The 15,804-nt window shown below is 71.3% G+C and carries 15 protein-coding genes; 8 read left to right on the top strand and 7 right to left on the bottom strand.

Annotated features, from left to right (window positions below; translation table 11 throughout):
• The first annotated feature begins 83 nt into the window (after positions 1-83).
• From LQ938_RS13160 to LQ938_RS13130, 7 genes are all read left to right on the top strand, one after another.
• On the top strand, positions 84-230 hold the full coding sequence (locus tag LQ938_RS13160; protein ID WP_223722614.1) for a hypothetical protein: 147 nt from the start codon (positions 84-86) through the stop codon (positions 228-230).
• Complete coding sequence (locus tag LQ938_RS13155) at positions 227-316, top strand: potassium-transporting ATPase subunit F (RefSeq protein ID WP_223722615.1); 90 nt, start codon at positions 227-229, stop codon at positions 314-316. Before LQ938_RS13160 ends, LQ938_RS13155 begins: the two co-directional genes overlap by 4 nt.
• Positions 316-1,998: a potassium-transporting ATPase subunit KdpA gene (gene kdpA / locus LQ938_RS13150; protein ID WP_223722616.1), complete on the top strand. Its 1,683-nt coding sequence runs from the start codon at positions 316-318 to the stop codon at positions 1,996-1,998. The genes LQ938_RS13155 and kdpA overlap by 1 nt, the downstream gene beginning before the upstream one ends.
• Position 1,999: 1 nt before the next feature.
• Positions 2,000-4,159 (top strand): potassium-transporting ATPase subunit KdpB, encoded by a 2,160-nt coding sequence (gene kdpB / locus LQ938_RS13145; RefSeq protein ID WP_223722617.1) that lies wholly within the window; start codon positions 2,000-2,002, stop codon positions 4,157-4,159.
• A gap of 22 nt (positions 4,160-4,181) precedes the next feature.
• Entirely contained in the window at positions 4,182-4,790 is a 609-nt protein-coding gene (gene kdpC / locus LQ938_RS13140; RefSeq protein ID WP_223722618.1) for a potassium-transporting ATPase subunit KdpC, read from the top strand.
• 226 nt (positions 4,791-5,016) lie between these two features.
• A complete protein-coding gene (locus LQ938_RS13135) occupies positions 5,017-7,542 on the top strand; it encodes a sensor histidine kinase (RefSeq protein WP_223722619.1) in 2,526 nt (841 codons plus the stop codon).
• The gene (locus tag LQ938_RS13130) at positions 7,539-8,216 is read left to right on the top strand and encodes a response regulator (RefSeq protein ID WP_223722620.1); all 678 of its coding nucleotides are present in this window, start codon (positions 7,539-7,541) and stop codon (positions 8,214-8,216) included. Before LQ938_RS13135 ends, LQ938_RS13130 begins: the two co-directional genes overlap by 4 nt.
• 80 nt (positions 8,217-8,296) lie before the next feature.
• On the opposite strand, the gene LQ938_RS13125 is transcribed toward LQ938_RS13130, so the two are convergent.
• Together LQ938_RS13125 and LQ938_RS13120 are read right to left on the bottom strand one after the other, a co-directional pair.
• Positions 8,297-8,719 (bottom strand): organic hydroperoxide resistance protein, encoded by a 423-nt coding sequence (locus LQ938_RS13125; protein ID WP_223722621.1) that lies wholly within the window; start codon positions 8,717-8,719, stop codon positions 8,297-8,299.
• 33 nt (positions 8,720-8,752) lie between these two features.
• Complete coding sequence (locus LQ938_RS13120) at positions 8,753-9,223, bottom strand: MarR family winged helix-turn-helix transcriptional regulator (protein ID WP_223722622.1); 471 nt, start codon at positions 9,221-9,223, stop codon at positions 8,753-8,755.
• Positions 9,224-9,348: 125 nt separating this feature from the next.
• Between LQ938_RS13120 and LQ938_RS13115 the strand changes: the two genes are divergently transcribed.
• The gene (locus LQ938_RS13115) at positions 9,349-10,218 is read left to right on the top strand and encodes a sulfurtransferase (RefSeq protein ID WP_223722623.1); all 870 of its coding nucleotides are present in this window, start codon (positions 9,349-9,351) and stop codon (positions 10,216-10,218) included.
• 91 nt (positions 10,219-10,309) lie between these two features.
• On the opposite strand, the gene LQ938_RS13110 is transcribed toward LQ938_RS13115, so the two are convergent.
• Genes LQ938_RS13110 through LQ938_RS13090 form a run of 5 tightly spaced genes read right to left on the bottom strand, consistent with a single transcriptional unit; the run spans position 10,310 to position 15,800 of the window.
• Positions 10,310-11,710: an NtaA/DmoA family FMN-dependent monooxygenase gene (locus LQ938_RS13110; RefSeq protein WP_223722624.1), complete on the bottom strand. Its 1,401-nt coding sequence runs from the start codon at positions 11,708-11,710 to the stop codon at positions 10,310-10,312.
• A gap of 13 nt (positions 11,711-11,723) precedes the next feature.
• Positions 11,724-12,917 carry a hypothetical protein gene (locus tag LQ938_RS13105; protein WP_223722625.1) on the bottom strand — a complete coding sequence of 398 codons (1,194 nt, stop codon included), beginning with the start codon at positions 12,915-12,917 and terminating at the stop codon, positions 11,724-11,726.
• Positions 12,914-14,104: an acyl-CoA dehydrogenase family protein gene (locus LQ938_RS13100; protein ID WP_223722626.1), complete on the bottom strand. Its 1,191-nt coding sequence runs from the start codon at positions 14,102-14,104 to the stop codon at positions 12,914-12,916. The genes LQ938_RS13105 and LQ938_RS13100 overlap by 4 nt, the downstream gene beginning before the upstream one ends.
• Entirely contained in the window at positions 14,104-14,763 is a 660-nt protein-coding gene (locus tag LQ938_RS13095; protein ID WP_223722627.1) for a methionine ABC transporter permease, read from the bottom strand. Before LQ938_RS13095 ends, LQ938_RS13100 begins: the two co-directional genes overlap by 1 nt.
• The gene (locus LQ938_RS13090) at positions 14,760-15,800 is read right to left on the bottom strand and encodes a methionine ABC transporter ATP-binding protein (protein ID WP_223722628.1); all 1,041 of its coding nucleotides are present in this window, start codon (positions 15,798-15,800) and stop codon (positions 14,760-14,762) included. The genes LQ938_RS13095 and LQ938_RS13090 overlap by 4 nt, the downstream gene beginning before the upstream one ends.
• Positions 15,801-15,804: the final 4 nt, after the last annotated feature.

The raw sequence follows: 15,804 nt of genomic DNA, 5'->3' as shown, positions 1-15,804 counted from the left end.
TAGGAGGACCGTGAGGAACGTCGCGCGACCCGTAGGGATCCCGTGAGGATCCGCGGGCACGGGCCGGCGGCGCGGTTCGATCAATGTCGGCGCTCACCTCGGGCGCTCACGTGCCCGCGCACGTGCCCTGCATCCGGGAGTCCTCCGTGCTCGATGTGATCTACGTCGCAGCGACCCTCGCGCTCTTCGCGCTCGTCGCCCTCGTCGCCAAGGGGGTCGAGAAGCTATGACGGTTCTGTCCGTGATCGCCGTCGTCCTCGGCGTCTCCGCTATCGCCTACCTCGTGGTGGCCCTCGTGAAGCCGGAGAAGTTCTGATGGATGCGGCCACGATCTGGTTCGGCATCCTGCAGATCGCCACCGTGCTGGTGATCCTCGGGCTCCTCTACCGTCCGCTCGGCGACGCCATCGCGTACGTCTACACCTCGGTGCGGGACTGGCGGATCGAGCGCGGGATCTACCGCGTCATCGGCGTCGATCCGGCCTCCGAGCAGACCTGGCAGGCGTACCTGCGCGGTGTGCTGATGTTCTCGGTGGTGGGCGTGTTCCTCGTCTACCTCCTGCAGCGCACGCAGGAGTTCCTGCCGTACTCGCTCGGCCTGCCGGCCGTTCCGGAGGGGCTCGCTTTCAATACGGCGGTCTCGTTCGTCACCAACACGAACTGGCAGTCCTACTCGCCCGAGCTGACCATGGGCTACACCGTGCAGCTCGCCGGTCTCGCGGTGCAGAACTTCGTGTCCGCGGCGGTCGGCATCGCGGTCGCGATCGCGCTCGTCCGCGGCTTCGCGCGGCGCGGATCCGGCACGATCGGCAACTTCTGGGTCGATCTCGTCCGCGGCGTCGTGCGGCTGCTGTTGCCGCTGGCCGCGATCGCGGCGGTCGCGCTCATCGTCGGCGGCGTCGTTCAGAACTTCGCGGGCTTCACCGACACGACGACCCTCGTCGGCGGCGCCCAGTCCATCCCCGGTGGCCCGGTCGCTTCGCAGGAGGCGATCAAGCAGCTCGGCACCAACGGCGGCGGCTTCTTCAACGCCAACTCCGCGCATCCGTTCGAGAACCCGACCCCGTGGACGAGCGTCCTGCAGATCGTGTTGATGCTCGCCATCCCGTTCGCCATGCCCCGGGCCTTCGGCCGCATCGTCGGCGACAACCGCCAGGGCTACGCGATCCTCGCGGTCATGAGCACGCTGTTCCTCGCGTCCCTGACCGCGCTCACCTGGATCGAGTCGCTCGGCCTGGGTAGCGCGCCGCAGCTCGCGGGCGCCGCGATGGAAGGCAAGGAGGACCGGTTCGGCCTCTTCGGATCGACGCTGTTCGGCGCCGCATCCACGCTCACCTCGACCGGTGCCGTCAACTCGATGCACGACTCGTACACCGCGCTCGGCGGCATGGTGCCGCTGCTCAACATGATGCTCGGCGAGATCGCGCCCGGCGGCGTCGGGTCGGGTCTCTACGGGCTGCTCGTGCTCGCCATCATCGCCGTGTTCGTGGGCGGTCTGCTGGTCGGGCGCACCCCGGAGTACCTCGGAAAGAAGATGCGGCCGCGCGAGATCACCCTCGCGAGCCTCTACATCCTCGTCACTCCGACCCTCGTGCTGGCGGGCACCGCGCTGAGCTTCGCCGTTCCGGCCGTCCGTGACGACGTCGAGGCGACGTCGATCTGGAACCCCGGCATCCACGGCCTCACCGAAGTGCTGTACGCCTTCACCTCCGCCGCGAACAACAACGGCTCCGCCTTCGCCGGTCTCACCGCGAACACGCCCTGGCTCAACACGGCGCTCGGCGTCGCGATGCTGCTCGGACGCTTCGTGCCGATCGCGCTCGTGCTGGCGCTCGCCGGTTCGCTCGCAAGCCAGCAGCGGCTGCCGAACACGACGGGCACGTTGCCCACGCACCGTCCGCAGTTCGTCGGACTTCTCGTGGTCGTCTCCGTCGTGATCACCGCACTCACCTACTTCCCCGTTCTCGCGCTGGGTCCCCTGGCGGAAGGGCTTGCCTGATATGTCCACCTCGACCGATACCTCACTCGCGACCGAGCCGGCGGCTCCGACCGGGCGCGCGGGCTCCCGCGCCTTCAGCGCGGCGGCACTCGCTCAGGCGCTCCCCGGAGCGCTCCGCCAGCTCGACCCCCGGGAGCTGTGGCGCAACCCCGTCATGTTCCTCGTGTGGGTGGGCGCGGCCCTCACGACGGTCATCGCGATCGCCGAACCCTTCCTCGGGGGCGCGGAGGACTCCGGCGGGGCGGCTGTTCCCGCGGGATTCACCTGGGGCATCGCGGTCTGGCTGTGGCTGACCGTGCTGTTCGCGAACCTCGCCGAATCCGTGGCGGAGGGCCGCGGAAAGGCGCAGGCGGCGACGCTTCGCCAGACCCGCACCAGCACGATGGCCCGTCGCGTGCGCGGATACGACTCCGCGGCGGATACGGCGGCCGCCCACGCGCAGACCGAGGAGGTCGCGTCGAGCGATCTGACGCTCGGGGACGTCGTCGTCGTGTCGGCGGGAGAACTCATCCCGGGTGACGGCGACATCGTGCACGGAATCGCCACGGTCGACGAGTCGGCCATCACGGGCGAGTCCGCTCCCGTCGTCCGCGAGTCCGGCGGCGACCGCAGCGCGGTCACCGGCGGCACCCGGGTGCTGAGCGACCGGGTCGTCGTCCGCATCACATCGAAGCCCGGTGAGACCTTCGTCGACCGGATGATCGCACTCGTCGAGGGTGCCAGTCGGCAGAAGACTCCGAACGAGATCGCCCTCGGCATCCTGCTCGCGAGCCTGTCGATCGTGTTCGTCGTGGTGGTGCTGACCCTCAACCCGATCGCCTCGTACGCGGCGGCGCCGGTCAGCATCCCCGTGCTCGTCGCGCTTCTCGTCTGCCTCATCCCGACCACGATCGGCGCGCTGCTGTCGGCCATCGGCATCGCCGGGATGGACCGGCTCGTGCAGCGGAACGTGCTCGCCATGTCGGGCCGCGCGGTCGAGGCCGCCGGTGACGTGACGACCCTGCTGCTCGACAAGACCGGCACGATCACCTACGGCAACCGTCGCGCCGCGAACTTCGTGCGGCTGGCGGGCGTCGGAGACGACGAGCTCGCCCGCGCTGCCGCGTTGTCCTCCCTCGCCGACCCGACCCCGGAGGGCACCTCGGTCGTCGAGCTCGCGTCGACCCGCGGCATCCACGTCGAAGAGCCCGCGGGCGCCGTCGTCGTGCCGTTCACCGCGCAGACCCGCATGAGCGGACTCGACCTCGCGGATGGCGGCCGCATCCGGAAGGGAGCCGGCTCGGCCGTGGCGGCCTGGCTCGAGGAGGAAGGCTCCCCGGTCGGCGCCTCGATCCGCGCCTCCCTCACGGGCGAGACCGATGCGATCGCGCAGGCCGGAGGCACCCCTCTCGTCGTGGCGACGATCGACGCGGCGGGCGCGGGTCGGGTGCTCGGCGTGATCCACCTGAAGGACATTGTCAAGGAGGGGCTGCGCGAACGGTTCGACGAGCTGCGCGCGATGGGCATCCGCACTGTCATGATCACGGGCGACAACCCGCTCACCGCGAAGGCCATCGCGGCGGAGGCCGGCGTCGACGACTACCTCGCCGAGGCCACCCCGGAAGACAAGCTCGCCCTCATCCGTCGCGAACAAGAGGGCGGCAACCTCGTGGCCATGACCGGCGACGGCACCAACGACGCCCCGGCGCTCGCGCAGGCCGACGTCGGCGTCGCGATGAATACCGGCACGTCGGCGGCGAAGGAGGCCGGCAACATGGTCGACCTCGATTCGGACCCGACGAAGCTGATCGACATCGTGCGGATCGGTAAGCAGCTGCTCATCACCCGCGGGGCGCTCACGACCTTCTCGCTCGCCAACGACATCGCCAAGTACTTCGCCATCATCCCGGCGATGTTCATGGGGATCTTCCCGGGCCTCGCGGCGCTCAACATCATGCAGTTGCACTCGCCCGCATCCGCCGTCACGAGCGCGATCATCTTCAACGCGATCGTCATCGTGGCCCTCATCCCGCTCGCCCTCCGCGGGGTCCGGTACCGGCCCGCGTCGGCCGCGCAGATCCTCGGTCGCAACCTGCTGATCTACGGCGTCGGCGGCGTCGTGGTCCCCTTCGTCGGCATCAAACTCATCGACCTCGTCGTGAGCCTCATCCCGGGTTTCTGACCCGGTCTCAGGAGAGAACACCATGTCATCCACTCGCACCACCCTCCGCCAGGCGGGTGTCGCCGTTCGCGCGATGCTCGTCGCCACCCTCGTGCTCGGCGTCGGCTACACCGCCGTCATCACCGGCGTCGGGCAGGTCCTCCTGCCCGCGCAGGCCAACGGTTCGCCCGTCACGGATGCCGCCGGCACGGTCGTCGGCAGCGCCTTGATCGGACAGTCCTTCACGGATGCGGACGGCCAGGCGCTCCCCGAATACTTCCAGTCGCGGCCGTCGGCCGCCGGCGACGGCTACGACGCGGGCGCGTCGTCCGGCTCAAACCTCGGCCCCGAGAACGAGGACCTGATCGCGGCCATCACCGAACGACGGGCCGCGGTCGCCGAACTCGAGGGAGTGGACCCGGCGTCGGTGCCGGCCGACGCGGTGACGGCGTCCGCATCCGGGCTCGATCCGCATATCAGCGTCGCGTACGCCGACCTGCAGGTCGCCCGCGTCGCCGCGGCGCGTGACCTCGATGCCTTCGACGTGCAGGCCCTCGTCGCCGCGCACACGACGTCGCGCGATCTCGGGTTCCTGGGCGAACCGCGCGTCAACGTGCTCGAGCTGAACCTCGCGCTCGACGCGCTGCGCTGAGCGCCCGAATGGCTCACGTGTCGCGATCTGTCGCCCGACCCGTCGGATTGCGCCACGTGAGCGCAACCGTGAGGGGCTCACGTGTCGCGATCGGTCGGCGGCTGCGGCGGATTGCGCCACGTGAGCGTGTGGGGGCGGAGCGCGAGGCGAGCCGCGAGGAGCGCGAGGCGGGGCGCGCGGAGCGCGCGGCGGAGGATACTCGGAGGGTGTGGCGAGGGATGCGCGGATGAAGCGCGGCAAGCTGCGGGTGCTGCTGGGTGCGGCCCCCGGCGTCGGCAAGACGTTCGAGATGCTGCAGGAGGGCCGTCGGCTCGCCCAGGACGGCCGCGATGTCGTCATCGCGATCGTCGAGACGCACGGCCGGGAGGCCACGGCGGCGCAGATCGAGGGGCTCGAGCAGGTGCCCCGCCGAATGGTGCAGCACCGCGGAGTCGAGCTCTCCGAGATGGATCTGGCGGCGGTGCTCGCCCGGCATCCCGACGTCGCGCTCGTCGATGAGCTCGCCCACACGAACGCCCCGGGATCGCGCAACGAGAAGCGGTGGGCCGACGTCGAAGAGCTGCTGGACGCCGGCATCGACGTGATCACGACCGTGAATGTGCAGCACATCGAGTCGCTCGGCGACGTCGTCGAACGCATCACGGGCGCCCTGCAGCGCGAGACGGTTCCGGATGCCGTCGTGCGTCGAGCCGACCGGATCGAGGTCGTCGATCTCGCGCCGCAGTCGCTGCGCGACCGGCTCTCGGCCGGACAGGTCTACCCGGCGGAGCGCGTGGATGCGGCGCTGTCGAACTACTTCCGTCTCGGAAACCTCACGGCCCTCCGCGAGGTCGCGCTGCTGTGGCTGGCCGACGAGGTCGACAGTGCGCTGCAGAGCTACCGCGCCGAGCACGGCATCCGCGGCAGCTGGCAGGCTCGGGAGCGCGTCGTGGTGGCGCTGACGGGCGGCACCGAGGGGGAGACCCTGCTGCGTCGCGGCGCACGGATCGCCGCCCGCTCGGCCGGCGGAGAACTGCTCGCCGTGCACGTGTCGAGTCAGGACGGCCTCCGCCGCGCCGACCCGGCGGCGCTCGCCGGGCAGCGGGCGCTCGTAGAGACCCTCGGCGGCAGCTACCACCAGGTCGTCGGCGACGACGTGCCGGGGGCGCTCGTCGAGTTCGCGCGCTCGGTGAACGCCAGCCAGCTCGTCATCGGCGTCAGTCGGCGCAGCCGCCTCAGCGCGGCGCTCACCGGCCCGGGCATCGGGGCGACCGTGATCCGCGAGTCGGGCGACATCGACGTGCACATCGTCACGCACTCCGCCGCCGGCGGGCGGCTGCGGCTGCCCCGGATGCAGCGGGGCGCGCTGAGCGTCAAGCGCCGCATCCTGGGCTTCGCGGTGGCTCTCATCTTCGGCCCGCTGTTGTCGGTGCTGCTGTTCACGTTCCGCAGCGACGAATCGATCACCGCGGACGTGCTGTCGTACCAGCTGCTCGTCGTGGTGGTGGCGCTCGTCGGCGGCATCTGGCCGGCCCTCTTCGCCGCCGTCTTATCGGGGTTCACGCTCGACTTCCTCTTCGTGGCGCCGCAGTTCACGATCTCGATTCAGCATCCGCTGCACGCCCTCGCGCTCGCGCTGTACGTGGTGATCGCGATCCTCGTGAGCTACATCGTCGATCAGGCCGCGCGCCGCACGCGACGGGCGGAGCGTGCGGCCGCCGAGTCGGAGCTCCTCGCGACGGTCGCCGGCTCCGTTCTTCGCGGCGAGAGCGCCGTGCCCGCGCTGGTGAGCCGCACGCGCGAGGCGTTCGGACTCGCCGGGGTGCGGCTCGTCGCCGACGACGGGGCCGTGCTGGCGACCGACGGCGAGCCGGTGCGGGGCGATGCCTTCTCGGCGCTCCCGGTCGGCGGGACGGATGCCGAGCCGCGCGCGACGCTCGAATTGCACGGTGCGCTGCGGGATGCGGCGGCGCGTCGCCTGCTCGACGTGATCGTCGCGCAGCTCGCCGCGGCGATCGAGCACACCGACCTGAGCGAGACCGCCCGCGAGGCGGGGGCGCTCGCCGAGACCGATCAGGTGCGGAGCGCGCTGCTGTCGGCTGTGAGTCACGATCTGCGCCGCCCCCTGGCGGCGGCGGTCGCGGCGGTCGGTGGGCTCCGCGCGGCGGGGGTGCAGCTCAGCGACGAGGACCGCGCCGAGCTGCTCGCCACCGCGGACGAGAGCCTCAGCACCCTCACGACGCTCGTGACCGACCTGCTCGACGTGAGCCGGGTGCAGGCGGGTGTGCTGGCGGTGTCGCTCGCCCCGGTGGACGCGGCGGACAGCGTGCTGGCGGCGCTCGACGAGCTGCGTCTGGGGCCGGCGGATGTGGAGCTGGCCCTGGACCCCGATCTTCCGGCGGTGCGGGCCGACGCCGTGCTCCTGCAGCGCGTGCTCGTCAACGTGCTCGCCAACGCGCACCGGTACGCGCCGGCGGGCGAGCGGGTGCGCGTCGCCACGAGCCGGCTCGGCGCCGTCGCCGAACTCCGCGTCGTCGATCACGGGGTGGGGGTGCCGATCGAGCGACGCGACGACATGTTCGCCCCGTTCCAGCGCACGGGCGACACCGACAACACGACCGGGCTCGGGCTCGGGCTCGCCCTCTCGCGCGGGTTCGTCGAGGGGATGGGTGGCACGCTCACCCCCGAGGACACCCCCGGCGGCGGACTCACGATGGTGATCTCGTTGCCGGTCGACGACACCGTGCCGGCACCCGCGAGGATGGGCGGATGAAGATCCTCGTGGCCGACGACGACCCGCAGCTCGTCCGCGCCCTGCGCATCACCCTCGCCGCGCACGGTTACGAGGTGGTCGCGGCCGTCGACGGACCGAGTGCGATCACGACCGCGGCGCAGACGCATCCGGACATCGTGCTGCTCGACCTCGGCATGCCCCGGCTCGACGGCGTGCAGGTGATCGAGGCCCTGCGCGGGTGGACGAGTGCCCCGATCATCGTCGTCTCGGGTCGCACCGGCTCGGCCGACAAGGTCGACGCGCTCGACGCGGGCGCCGACGACTACGTGACCAAGCCGTTCCAGATCGACGAGCTGCTCGCCCGTCTGCGCGCCCTCGGGCGGCGCGTGCCCGCCGCGGCCGGGGAGGCGGTGGTGCGCTTCGGCGAGGTGGAACTCGACCTGGCGGCGAAGACCGTCACCCGCGCCGGTGCTCCCGTGCACCTCACCCCGACGGAGTGGCGGATGCTGGAGTTCCTCGCGCGGCACCCCGGCGCCCTCGTCACGCGCCAGTCGCTGCTGAAGGAGATCTGGGCGAGCGAGCAGGTGTCGGATTCGGGTTATCTGCGGCTGTACATGTCGCAGTTGCGGAAGAAGCTCGAGGCCGATCCGGCGCATCCTGTGCACCTGTTGACCGAACAGGGGATGGGGTACCGGCTCGTCACCGACGCCTGAGCCCGACGCCGGAAGCGCACGCCGGAAACCGAAGAAGCGCCCCCGTAGCTCGGCTCCGGGGGCGCTTCCTGCGGGGGAGGTCAGTCCTCGACGACGCGTACCGTGACCTCGATGTTGCCGCGGGTCGCGTTCGAGTACGGGCACACCTGGTGTGCGGCGTCGGCGAGGGCCTGGGCCTGCTCGTGCGGGAGGTCGGGGACGACGACCTCGAGCTCGACGGCCAGCTGGAATCCGCCTTCGCCGTTCGGGCCGATCTGCACGCGGGCGCCGACGCTCGTGTCGTGGATCTCGACCTTCTGCGCGCGAGCGACGGACTGGAATGCACTGTGGAAGCACGCGGCGTAGCCCGCGGCGAACAGCAGCTCGGGGTTGGCGGCGCCGCCCGCGCCACCCATCTCCTTCGGCACGCGCACGTCGAGGTCGAGGATCCCGTCGGAGGTCGCGACGTGGCCGTTGCGGCCGCCGCCCGTGGCGAGGGCTTCAGCGGTGTAGAGAGCTTCCATGGTGTTGTTCACCTTTCTTCGGGGGCGCCGAGTTCATCCGGCGGGGGTGGCCTGCACGCTCTCGGTGAGCGCGTGCAGGGAATTGATGAGGATGCGGGCGGAGTCGAGCGAGAGGCCCATGCACGTGATCAGCTGGGCGGGCACCTCTGCCATCTCGCCCCGGAGCGTCTGCCCGCGGTCGGTGAGGGCGACGGTGACGATGCGCCGGTCGGTCTCGGTGCGGGAGCGCGTGACGATTCCGGCGTTCTCGAGGCGGGTGATCAGCGGCGAAAGGGTTCCCGAGTCGAGCCCGAGGTCATCGCCGAGCGTGCGCACCGACAGTGGCCCCCGCGTCCACAGCTGCCCCAGCACGAGGTACTGCGGGTAGGTGATGCCCCACGGCTCCAGGAGTCGTCGATACGCCTGGGTCGTCGCGCGGCTCGCGCTGTAGAGGGAGAAGCAGACCATCTCGTCGAGGATCAGGGCGCGGGATGCCGCATCCGGATGATCCGTGGCGAAGGTCATGCCAGAAGCATTGCACGCAATTCAATTGTGCACAACCGATCTGTGTGTGTCGGAGGATGACGGCCGGTGACGGCGTGTGACACGGTGCCCTCCCGTGGATGCCGCCCCGCGGGCAGGCTCGCATCATGGCCTTCGCGTTCCCCCCGACGCCGCTGATCGGCGTCGCCGATCTCGCCCGGGTGCGAGAGCAGCAGCCCGTCCGCATCCTCGACGTGCGCTGGCGCCTCGATCGTCCCGAGGGGCGTCCCGCGTACCTCGCCGGTCACCTCCCGGGCGCGGTCTACGTCGATCTCGAACAGGAGCTCACGCGCCCCGGGCACCCCGAGGAGGGGCGCCATCCGCTTCCGCACGTGGCGGATCTGCAGGAGGCGGCGCGGCGCTGGGGTGTGCGGGGCGGCGACCTGGTCGTCGCCTACGACGACAACGACGGGGTCGCGGCCGCCCGCGCGTGGTGGCTGCTCCGGCGCCGCGGTGTCGACATCCGGGTCCTCGACGGCGGGCTCCGCGCCTGGATCGAAGACGGCCAGCTGCTCGAGGGCGGTGACGTGCGTCCGCCCGCGGGCGACGTCGTGCTGGCCGACGATGACCCCGGCACCGCGACGATCGAGCAGACGGCGCGCGCGCCGCAGGAGGGCGTGCTGATCGACGCGCGTGCGCCGCTGCATTATCGCGGCGCCGCCCCGACCCCCGATCCGAGCGCCGGGCACATCCCCGGGGCGATCAACGTGCCGACCCTCGCGTACGTCGCGGCCGATGGCCGGCTGCGTCCGCCGGATGAGGTGCGACGGACGCTGACGGATGCGGGTGCCGATCCCGACGCGCAGGTCGTCGTCTACTGCAGCTCCGGCATCGCGGCGGCGCACACGACGCTGGCCCTGGCGTCGGCCCGCATCGACGCCCGACTCTTCCCCGGGTCGTGGAGCCGCTGGTCGCGCTCGCGCGGGCGCCCGGTCGCGGTGGGCCCCACGCCCTGGGGCGAGGTCTTCGCCCGCTGAACCGCGCGGAGCCCGCAGCGCAGCCGGCCGCCCGCGCGGCAGGCCGGGCGCCGGCACCGCGCGCCCGCGGCACCGCGCGCCCGCGCCGGCCTCAGACCGGCGCGGTGAAGCGGAGCGGCGGCAGCGGGCGGTCGAGGTTCGCGCCGTCGTGGTAGCGCCGGGCGACGTGGGTCTCCGGCAGAGTCGGTCCGCGACCGAACAGACGCTCTCGCAGCGTCGCCGGTTCGGGATCCCGGATGCGGCCGCGCCGCCGCAGTTCCGGAACGACGAGCTCCGCGAAATCCCGGGCCGTTTCGAACGAGTGGTACTGGCGCAGGTTGATGCCGTCGATGCCGTCCTCATCCAGCCAGCGGCAGATCTCATCCGCCACGACCGTCGGTGTTCCCGCGACGAAGTAACGATCCTCCCGGCTCGCCCGGAATCCCTCGAGGGTTTCGGCGACCGTCGCATCCAGCGGCAGGCCGACCTTCTCCGGATCGAGCCCGGCGCGGATCGCGGCCTCGCGGACCGTGATCTCGCCCGGGAACGCGGGCAGGTCCAGGGGCACGCTCGCGTGGGCGAGGATGCCGTCGAGGCTCGTGCGTTCGCGGAACACCCGCCACTTCTCGGCGGCCTCCGCCTCGGTGCGCCCGACGACCACGCCGGCCTGCACGATAAAGCGGATGTCGTCGGGGGAGCGCCCGTTCTCGGTCGCGGCGTTCCGCATCCGGTCGGCGTTCCGACGGAAGTCCTCGGCCGTTCGTCCGCCCGTGAAGACGACCTCGGCGTGCCGACCGGCGAACGCCGTTCCGGCGGGCGAGCCCGTGGCCTGGAACAGCACGGGTGTGCGCTGCGGGCTCGGCGCGCACAGGTGCGGCCCGGCGACCCGGAAGTTCTCGCCGACGTGGTCGATGTAGCGCACCTTGGCGGGGTCCGCGTAGATGGCGCCCTCACGGTCGACCCGGACGGCGTCGTCATCCCACGAGCCCTCCCACAGCTTGTAGACCACGTCGAGGAACTCGTCCGCGATCTCGTAGCGACGGTCGTGCGGGATCTCGTCGGCGAGGCCGAAGTTCCGGGCGGCGTTCGGCAGGTACGACGTGACGACGTTCCACCCGATGCGGCCGTCGGTGAGCTGGTCGAGCGTCGACATGCGGCGCGCGAAGGCGAACGGGGGCTCGTAGCTCGTCGAGAACGTCATCCCGAACCCGAGGCGTCGGGTCACGGCCGCCATCGCGGGCACGACGAGCATCGGATCGTTGGAGGGGATCTGCAGGCCCTCGCGGACGGCCGTCTCCGGACCGCCGCGGAACGTGTCGTAGGCACCGACCACGTCGGCGAGGAAGACGCCGTCGAAACCGCCGTCCTCGAGGATCTCCGCGAGCTCGGTCCAGTACGAGAGCTCGCCGTAGCGGTGCCGGTTGTTGCCGGGCAGCGTCCACAGGCCGTGCGTGATGTGACTGACCGTGTTCATCTCGAACAGGTTCAGGATGAGCTTCTTGGGCTCGGTCATCGGTCTCCTTCGTTCATGCTTCGCCCACACTCCACCACGATGGCAGCGGTGCGCCGCCGATCAGGTGTTCGCCGAGGGCGCGCGCCTTGTACCGGGCCGGGTTGTGGGAGGCGAGCGTCCGGGCGTTCCGCCAGTGCCGGTCGAGGGCGCGGTCCACATCCAGTGCGCTCGCCCCGCCGACCTCGAACAGGCGGCTCGCGGCGTCCAGCACTGCCGGCAGGATCACGAGCTGCGCCGAGGTGGCGGCCCGGTCGGCCGCGGCGACCGCGGAGCGCGCCGCATCCGGATCCTCGCCCCGCAGTGCCGCGTGGGAGGCGTCGATCGCGTTCGCGGCCGCCGCGAGCGCGGAGTCGGCGGCGAACGACGCCGCTGCGAGGTCGCCGACCACCTCTTGCACGAGCGGGTCTTCGCGCGGCAGCGCCGCCGAGCCGTGACTGAAACCGCGGGTGCGGCTCCGCACGAACGCGGCTGCGTCGTCGGCCACGGCGCGCCCGATGCCGGTGGCCGCGGCGAGCAGCACGAGCTGCACGAACGCGCCCGCGTGGCTCAGGGTGTCGCCGCCGCGCGGGGTGACGTCGTCGCCTCTGACGCGGACGTTCTGGAACACCGTGCTGCCGCTGCCCGTCATCCGCTGCCCGAACCCGGCCCAGTCGTCGATGCGCTCGAGTCCGTCCGCATCCGTGCGCACGAGCACTCCCACCTGACCGCCGTCGTGCTCGGCGAGCACCGAGACGACGTCGGCGAAGAGCGTGCCCGTGCTGTAGAACTTGCGTCCGTCCAGGCGCAGGCCGTGCTCATCGCGGGTGAGGGTCGTGGCGACGTGACCGACCGCCGCCGGGCCGCGTTCGAAGGTCGCGTTGCCGTGGATCAGCCCCTCGGCCGCGAGGGCGAGGTGCCGGTCGCGGCGCGGATCGGGCGGGGCGAGCAGGGCGCGGTCGATGAAGGAGAAGTGCGAACGCAGGAGCTGGGCGAGGTTCGGGTCGCGCCGACCGAGTTCCGCGAGTAGTTCGAACAGGTCGGATGCGGTGGCCCCCTCGCCGTCGAGTTCCGTCGGCAGCGTCACCCGGGTGAAGCCCGCGCCCCGCAGGGCCTCCACCTCCGCGAACGGCAGCCGTCGCTCGCGTTCGCGCGCGACCGCATCCGCGCCGACCTCATCGAACACCGGGGCGTAGCGGGCGACCAGCGCCGCGGTGCGCGTGCCGGTCACGCCGGCGTCCCGACGGCGACCGGCGCCGCCGGGGGTGCCCACGCGGGTGCCGTGCCGTCGAGCTCGAACCGCCCGACCGCGCGCACGCGCTGGGCGACGGGGTTGTGCGAGGCGATCGTGCGCACGTTCCGCCAGTGCCGGTCGAGTCCGAGTTGACGGGCGGTCGCGCTGGCGCCGCCCACCTCGAACAGCTGTGTGGTCGCGGCCAGCACGAGCTCGGGGATCGTGTGCTGCGCGCGGTAGACCTCGAGCTCGAGGCGGGCGAGGTCGGCGCCGTCGCCCGCGCGGGCCGCCTGCGCGGCGGGCTCGAGGTCGGCGGCGAGGCTCAGCACCAGGCGGCGGGCGGCGGATGCGGCGGCGCTCACCTCGCCCAGCGTCAGCTGCACGAGCGGGTCTTCCGCGGGGCGCGTCTCGCCCGCGAAGCCGAAGGTGCGCCGGCGCGGCCGAACGAAGTCGGCTGTGTCCGAGACGGCCCGCTGGGCGATGCCGGCGATGACGGCCAGGAGGCTCAGCTGATAGATCGACCCGATGTAGCGGTGACGGTCGATTCCGGGGTCGCCGTCTCCGGAGACATCGTCGGGCGCGACGGCGACGTCTTGGAAGATCGTCGTGCCGGACCCGGTGAGAAGCTGCCCGAAGCCGTCCCAGTCGTCGACGATCCGCACTCCCGGGGCCCGCGCGGGCACTGTCAGGGAGAGGCGGCGATCCTCGTCGTCGAGCGCAGCGACGTGGATCCAGTCCGCGTAGATCGAACCGGTCGTGTAGTGCTTGGTGCCGCTCACCGTCAGCCCGGAGTCGGTCCGGTGCAGCCGCGTGGTGAGCGCCGCCGTCTCGCGCTGCTCGGAGAAGGCGTTGCCGACGATGTCGCCGGCCGCGAGGCGGGGCAGCCAGCGCGCGGCCGCATCCGTCTCCAGTCCGTCCCAGTGCAGGCCCTCGACGAACGCGATGTGCCCGCGCCAGATGTGCGCGAGGTTCGAATCCGTCTCGGCGAGGGCGATGACGCGCGCGAACAGCGCGGGAAGACTCGCCCCGGCCCCGCCGAGCGCCGTCGGCAGGCGGAACGCGCCGAAGCGGAGCCTCCGGAGCTGTTCGACGGGGGTGAAGAGCAGCTCGCGCTCGCGTTCGCGTTCGGAGGCGCCCGCGCGCCAAGTCGTCAGCAGCGTCGTCCAGTCGTCGTCGAGAGTCATCAGTGCATCACCTTCCGAGATACCCAGTTGCCGAGAAGCTGCGCGAACTGCACCAGCACGATGAGGATCAGCACGATGATCCCGATGACGAGCCAGTCGAAGCGCTGGTAGCCGTACTTCATGGCGAGGTCGCCGAGGCCGCCGCCGCCGAGCACGCCGGCCACCGCCGTCGCATCCACGAGCGCCACGAGGATGTAGGTCAGCCCGAGGGTCAGCGGCCCGAGCGACTCCGGCACGACGATCGTGAACAGCACGCGCGCCGGTCGCGCGCCCATGGCCGCGCCCGCCTCGATCGCTCCCGGGTCGACCGCGACGAGGTTCGACTCCGCGATGCGGGCGATGGCGACGGAGGCGACCAGGGTCAGCGGCACGATCGCGGCCTGCGGACCGATGCTCGTGCCGATGAGAAGCCGGGTGAACGGGATGAGTGAGACAGCGACGATGAGGAACGGGATCGGTCGCACGATGTTGATGATCAGGTTGAGCCCGCCGAACACCCCACGGTTCTGCAGCAGGTTGCCGGGCCGCGTCGCGTAGAGCAGCAGGCCGAGAAGGAGCCCGATCACCGTGGCGAGCACGAACGAGACGCTCACCATCAGCAGGGTCTCGAACAGTGCCTTGTTGATGCGGGGGAGAAGGGCGTCGAGGTAGTCGTTCATGCGGCGGCTCCATCCGCGAGTTCTGTCACGAGCGACCCCTGGCGGAGGTCGGCGATCGCGCGATCGATGTTCTGTTCGGCGCCGAGGAGTTCCACCGTGAGGCTGCCGAACAGGCGGGACTGCAGCTCGTCGACCCCGCCGTAGACGACGTTCACGTCGACATCGTGCGTGCGCGCGATGCGCGAGAGGAACGGGTCGTTCGACTCGCGGTTCTCGACGTGCAACTGCACGAGGCGGCCGGTGTGCACGGCGCGGATGCGGCGGATCGTGTCGGCCGAGGGCAGGTGGTGCAGCACCGACGCGACGAAGCGCTGCGAGGTCGGATGCTGTGGGTGGGCGAACACGTCGTAGACGCTGCCGTGTTCGACGACCTCGCCGTTCTGCATGACGGCGACCTTGTTGCAGACCTCGCGGATGACGTCCATCTCGTGCGTGACGACCAGGATCGTGATGCCGTACTCGGTGTGGATGCGGCGCAGCAGCTCGAGCACTTCGCTCGTGGTCTGCGGATCGAGGGCGCTCGTGGCCTCATCGCTGATGAGCACGTCCGGGCGGTTCGCGAGTGCCCGGGCGATGCCGACCCGCTGCTTCTGTCCTCCGGAGAGCTGCGAGGGGTACTGCAGCGCCTTGTCGGTCAGGCCGACGAAGTCGAGCAGTTCCTCGACGCGGTCGAGTGTGTCGGACTCGGAGACGCCCGCGAGACGCAGCGGGTACGCGATGTTTTTGTACACGGTGCGCGAACGAAGCAGGTTGAACTGCTGGAAGATCATGCCGATGTTCTGGCGTGCGCGGGAGAGCGCGGCGCCGGTGAGGTCGGAGACGACCTGATCGCCGACGATCACGCGCCCGCTCGTGGGCCGCTCGAGGGCGTTGACCGTGCGGAGCAGCGTGGATTTGCCGGCGCCGGAGTACCCGACGATGCCGTAGATGTCGCCGGGATCGATGTCGAGCGACACGTTCTTCAACGCCGTGAACGAGGTGCGTTTGGCGGTGGTGAAGGTCTTCGTGACGTTCTCGAAGCGGATGGCGGTGCTCATGGTC

This window comes from Microbacterium sp. cx-55, from assembly GCF_021117345.1.
In the GTDB taxonomy this organism is placed as follows: Bacteria; Actinomycetota; Actinomycetes; order Actinomycetales; family Microbacteriaceae; genus Microbacterium.
The sequence above is the reverse complement of the archived record's forward strand: the minus strand, read 5'-3'. Positions and strand labels throughout refer to the sequence as shown.

Excerpts from the sequence above, each read along its gene's own strand:
- LQ938_RS13130 (WP_223722620.1), top strand. The coding sequence starts at position 7,539 with ATGAAGATCCTCGTGGCCGACGACGACCCGCAGCTCGTCCGCGCCCTG.
- LQ938_RS13135 (WP_223722619.1), top strand. The coding sequence starts at position 5,017 with ATGAAGCGCGGCAAGCTGCGGGTGCTGCTGGGTGCGGCCCCCGGCGTC.
- LQ938_RS13100 (WP_223722626.1), bottom strand. The coding sequence starts at position 14,104 with ATGACTCTCGACGACGACTGGACGACGCTGCTGACGACTTGGCGCGCG.
- LQ938_RS13120 (WP_223722622.1), bottom strand. The coding sequence starts at position 9,223 with ATGACCTTCGCCACGGATCATCCGGATGCGGCATCCCGCGCCCTGATC.
- kdpB (WP_223722617.1), top strand. The coding sequence starts at position 2,000 with ATGTCCACCTCGACCGATACCTCACTCGCGACCGAGCCGGCGGCTCCG.
- kdpC (WP_223722618.1), top strand. The coding sequence starts at position 4,182 with ATGTCATCCACTCGCACCACCCTCCGCCAGGCGGGTGTCGCCGTTCGC.
- LQ938_RS13160 (WP_223722614.1), top strand. The coding sequence starts at position 84 with ATGTCGGCGCTCACCTCGGGCGCTCACGTGCCCGCGCACGTGCCCTGC.
- kdpA (WP_223722616.1), top strand. The coding sequence starts at position 316 with ATGGATGCGGCCACGATCTGGTTCGGCATCCTGCAGATCGCCACCGTG.
- LQ938_RS13155 (WP_223722615.1), top strand. The coding sequence starts at position 227 with ATGACGGTTCTGTCCGTGATCGCCGTCGTCCTCGGCGTCTCCGCTATC.
- LQ938_RS13115 (WP_223722623.1), top strand. The coding sequence starts at position 9,349 with ATGGCCTTCGCGTTCCCCCCGACGCCGCTGATCGGCGTCGCCGATCTC.
- LQ938_RS13095 (WP_223722627.1), bottom strand. The coding sequence starts at position 14,763 with ATGAACGACTACCTCGACGCCCTTCTCCCCCGCATCAACAAGGCACTG.
- LQ938_RS13110 (WP_223722624.1), bottom strand. The coding sequence starts at position 11,710 with ATGACCGAGCCCAAGAAGCTCATCCTGAACCTGTTCGAGATGAACACG.
- LQ938_RS13090 (WP_223722628.1), bottom strand. The coding sequence starts at position 15,800 with ATGAGCACCGCCATCCGCTTCGAGAACGTCACGAAGACCTTCACCACC.
- LQ938_RS13125 (WP_223722621.1), bottom strand. The coding sequence starts at position 8,719 with ATGGAAGCTCTCTACACCGCTGAAGCCCTCGCCACGGGCGGCGGCCGC.